This window comes from Sandarakinorhabdus sp., from assembly GCF_031422795.1.
GTDB lineage: Bacteria > Pseudomonadota > Alphaproteobacteria > Sphingomonadales > Sphingomonadaceae > Sandarakinorhabdus.
On sequence record NZ_JANPML010000409.1, the window covers coordinates 1 to 4,389 of the forward strand.

Consider the following 4,389-nt stretch of genomic DNA (forward strand, 5'->3'; position numbering starts at 1 on the left):
CGCATGGAGGCCGGGCCAAAGGCTTCGGCATGGATGCGACCATCTGCAATGTTGAGATCGCGCAGGCCGTCATAGAGCGCCTGCATGAACGGCGGCGGGCCGCACAGGTAGAAATCATGATCGTCAAATCCGAGCACCTGGCGCAGCAACGCCATGTCGACCCGGCCGGCGGCTTCATAGTCCACGCCGGCCAATGCGCCGTCGGTCGTGTCATCGAGCGTGCGGACCAGCCGCACCTTGCCATCGGCGCGCGCCACCAGTTCGGCAATTTCGGCATCGAAGCCGCGTTCGCTGCGGGTACGCGCTGCTTGAATGAACACGGTAGGCCGCACCCGCCGCGTGCGCAGCCCTTCGTAAACCAAATGGCGCAGCATCGCGAGCATCGGCGTCACCCCGACCCCGGCACCGATCAGTACGGCGGGGCGGCGTTCGGCGGCATCGATCGTGAAATCGCCCGCCGGAGCGCGCGCCTCGATGATGTCGCCAACGCCAATCTGGTCGTGAAGAAACGCCGAAGCGAGGCCCTGCCGCCGGACGCTGATGCGATAGGAGCCGTCCGACGGCGCGGTTGACAGCGTGTAGGTACGCACGACGGGCTTGGCTTCGCCCGGAATGGTGAGGCGGATGGGCAGATGCTGGCCGGCGCGGTGCGGGGTGATGCCGGCGCCATCGGCGGGTTCGAGGTGGAAGGAGCGGATGACCGCGCTTTCATCGACGATGCGCGCGACTCGGAACGGCCGCCACTGCGTTGCCAGTGCCTGCGCCTGCAGCCGCGATGCCGTGTCTTCCCACGAACCGGTCATCAGCGAATTGGCCGACCAGTCGCGGAACGTCCAGCGCAGCGGCAGCGCTGCCGCTCGGCGCACGACGATCCGCGGCCGGAAGCGCCAGAGCCGTTCAGCGCCCTGGAAGGCGGCGATCTCGGGGGATTCCAGGATGACCTCGGCCTCGCCGGTCGTCTGCAGCAGGTCGCCGCTGGCGAAATCGACAAAGGTCAGCCCGGCGCGCGGATTTAGCAGGAAATTGCCCAGCGTGTTGAAATGCAGATTGCCGGCGAAATCGGGAATGGTTAGCGCGCCATCGGCTTCGATGCGCACGAAACCGGGCTTGCCGCCGCGATGCGAGGCATCGACCTGACGGCCAGCGTCGCCATCCAGATACGACGCGACGAAGAATGTATCGGCAGCCGCGATCATGGCGCGCGCTGCGGCGTCGAGATGATCCTGCCGCACCACGTGGCCCGGCACTGTGGCCGGCTGGACAACCGCCTGCCAGTCGCGCAGCTGGATATATTGCGGGCAATTGCCGAAGCTGTGTTCGACATGGACGGCAAAGCCATCGTCGCCACTGCGGCGCACGCTGCCGTTCATGCGGTTGCGGCGGCGGCTGTGCAGTTCGATACCGAGCAGGCCGATGGCATCACCATCATTCAGGCCGGCGTTGGCCGGATCGGCGGCGTGCCAGGCGCACACGCGGGCAAATTCCAGCCGCGCGACATCGGCCAGGAAAGGCAGGCTCTCCGCCAGTTCGAAGGCGGTAATGACATCGGCCACCTCCTTGCATGTGGCCATGGCGGTTGACTGTTGGCCAGGTGCGCTGCGGCTGCGATGCAGCGCGAACCCGGCGGGAAATCCGCGCTTGATCCAATCGGCATCAAGGGTTTAGCTGGATACGGGGGTTTTGTTGATGCCGTCATCGAGGGGGAGCATTTATCGACTGCGACTGGTCGGCCCGTTTCGGCTGAGCGGCCCCGATGGCGTTCGCATCGAAATCAGCAGCCGCAAGGGCCGGGCCCTGATGGCCATGCTGGTGATGGCACCGGATGGTGAGCGTACCCGCGGCTGGCTGCAGGATCGCCTGTGGGGCAGCCGGCCGGCCGTGCAGGCCCAGGCCAGCCTGCGCCGTGAACTGGCCAATCTGCGGCTGGCGGTGAATGGTGCCAAGGCATCGCCGCTGCTGTATGCCGATTATCAGCGGGCGTGGATTGATCTGACCCGGCTGGCGGTGGATGCGCTGAACGGCAGCGGCCCCGGCGAGTTTCTGGAAGGCATGGATCTGCCCGGTGAAGACGGGTTCGAGGATTGGCTGCGCGAGCAGCGCCAGGCGTTGGATGGCAACAACCGTCCGGCTGCTGCAGCGCCGCCCGCAACCAGCGCCGCCGAATTGCCGGGCGGCGCGGCCGCGCCGCTGCCGGTCCAGCCGTCGATCGCGGTGTTGCCGATTGCTGATCTGTCGCCGGCGGGCGATCTGGGTTTCGTGGCCGATGGCGTGGCCGAAGACGTGTCTGGCGCATTGGCCTGCTGTTCCACCTTGTTCGTTGTGGCGGCCGGTTCGGCCAATGGCCCACCATTGGCTGGCAACCGGCTGGCGCTGAGCCGGCAGTTGGGCGTGCGTTATCTGGTGGAAGGCAGTGTGCGCGCGGATGGCGGGATGGTGCGGGTGAGCCTGCGTCTGGTCGATGGGCCAGCCAATCGGCAATTGCTGGCGCAAAGCTTTGAAGGGCCGCTTACCAACATGTTCGCCCTGCAGGATCATATTGCCGCCACCATCGCGCCGTTGATCGATTCACGGGTGGAGATCGCCGAACGGCAGCGGGCGCTTGCCACGCCGCTGGAACCGACCGATCGCTATCAATTGTTCTGGCGCGCCAACGCGTTGTTCCGGCAATGGCAGCGCGAGCCCGTGCTGGAAGCCGCCGACCTTGTGGCGCAATTGCTGGTGCTGGAGCCGGTGAATGCCTGGGCGGCAGCCCTGGCCGCGTTCTGCCACGCGATGATTGCAGCGTCTGGCTGGAGCGATGATCCAGCGCCGCACGCCACCGCATCACACCGGGCCCTGGCGCAACGAAACTATGATCTGGCACTGCGCCACGGCAGCGATGATCCGTTCGTGCTGGGTTATGCCGCCGGGGTGCAATTGTGCCTGGGCGGCGACATGGCGGCGGCTGATCGGTTGATCAGCCGAGCGCTGGAGTTGCAGCCGGCGGCGGCGTCCACCCTGTTCTGGGGCGGCTGGGTCGACGTGGCCAACGGCCAGGCGGCACGCGGGCTGGAACGTTTCGAACTGGCGCTGCGCCTCAATCCGCGATCGGCGGCGCGGCCCTATAATCTCACCGGCATGGCGCTGTGCCTGCTGGGGATGGCCAAGACTGAAGACGCGCTGCTGCTGTTGAATGAAGCGGCCCAGCATATCCCGACCTATCCGCCCACGCTGGCGGCACTGTGCCTGGCGCAGGCACTGTCGGGCGATGGCGCGGCGGCAGCGGCCACGGCGGCGCGGCTTGCCGAACTGGGCGGCGTGGAGGGCGCACTGGCCATGATCCGCGATCCCCGTGCCCACGCGCTGATCAAGGGGCTGCTGCCGAAAGCGGCCTGATAAAGCCGCAGGGTGGCCGGGCAGCGCTGGAACCCCAGCCTTATAGTTGGCGATCCCGGAACCAGCCGGTCAGGGCAAAACGGTCGGGCGGCGCAAAGCCCGGCACGAACGACACGCTGTGATCGCGCGGCACGCGGAACATGTTGAGGCTGTTGAAGCGCGGGCGATAGCCGCGGATGATGTCGCCGTCATCGTCGTAGAAATTCAGATAGCCACCCCAATCCGGTGACCATTCCTGCGCCGCAAAACTGAAGACATAGGCCACCAGCCAGCCCTGATCGGAAATATCCTGGTGCAATGACAGGAACTGCTGCGGCCCGAACAAGGTGGCCTGGGTATCGGCCCACACGATCTGCGGCAGCGCCGTCACCTCGCGCACCATGCCCAGAATTTCGGGGGAGTTGATGTCGGTGTACAGCCGGTCATGCTGCGGGCCGGCCGACCAGCCTTCGCGGTGCGCGTCATAGGCCTGATACTGCGAGTAGATGAAGGCAAACACGCCCTGCGCCTGAGCGGCACCAAGCTTGCCGTAGATATATTGCCAATCAGCGCTGTTCAGCGCGGCAGCGGCGGGCTGGCGCAGCTTGTGCGGGCCATCGGTGCCCGCCTGCCACGACAGCCCCCACGGCGTCTGCTGACTCAACAATTCCAGCACGGCGGCGGCGGATTCAGCGGTGAGAACGTCGCGGATCTGCACGCGGCCATCCCGGGCAAATTCGGCGGCCAGCGCCGCCCGATCAAGCGCAGGATTGAGAACGAGCAGGGGTTCGGTATCGATCATGTCTGCCAGTGCGTGCCGCGTTCGGGGCGCGGGCGCAAGAGCTGTCGGCCAGACGCTGGGCCCGCAAAACTCAGGCAGACGCCGCCAGTTGCCAGCGCCATGCGTCGCCGATTTCATGATCCTGCACGATCCCGGTTCGCCGGAATCCCAGCCGCTGCAGGATGCGGGTGGAGGCATTTTCTGCTGGCAGCGTCTTGGCCCACAGTGGCAGCGCTGGATCGGCGGCGCGAGCG

The 4,389-nt window shown here is 66.5% G+C and carries 3 protein-coding genes; 1 reads left to right on the plus strand and 2 read right to left on the minus strand.

What is annotated here, in order from left to right:
* Window positions 1-1,571 (minus strand): pyridoxamine 5'-phosphate oxidase family protein (locus RMO81_RS14270; protein ID WP_310476569.1); only part of this gene is annotated, 1,571 nt, incomplete at its 3' end.
* Between the two features lie 226 nt (window positions 1,572-1,797).
* Here RMO81_RS14270 and RMO81_RS14275 point away from each other — a divergent pair.
* Entirely contained in the window at window positions 1,798-3,375 is a 1,578-nt protein-coding gene (locus tag RMO81_RS14275; protein WP_310476570.1) for a hypothetical protein, read from the plus strand.
* 40 nt (window positions 3,376-3,415) lie between these two features.
* Here the strand turns inward: RMO81_RS14275 and RMO81_RS14280 are convergent, their stop codons facing one another.
* On the minus strand, window positions 3,416-4,156 hold the full coding sequence (locus RMO81_RS14280) for a 2OG-Fe(II) oxygenase family protein (protein ID WP_310476572.1): 741 nt from the start codon (window positions 4,154-4,156) through the stop codon (window positions 3,416-3,418).
* Window positions 4,157-4,389: the final 233 nt, after the last annotated feature.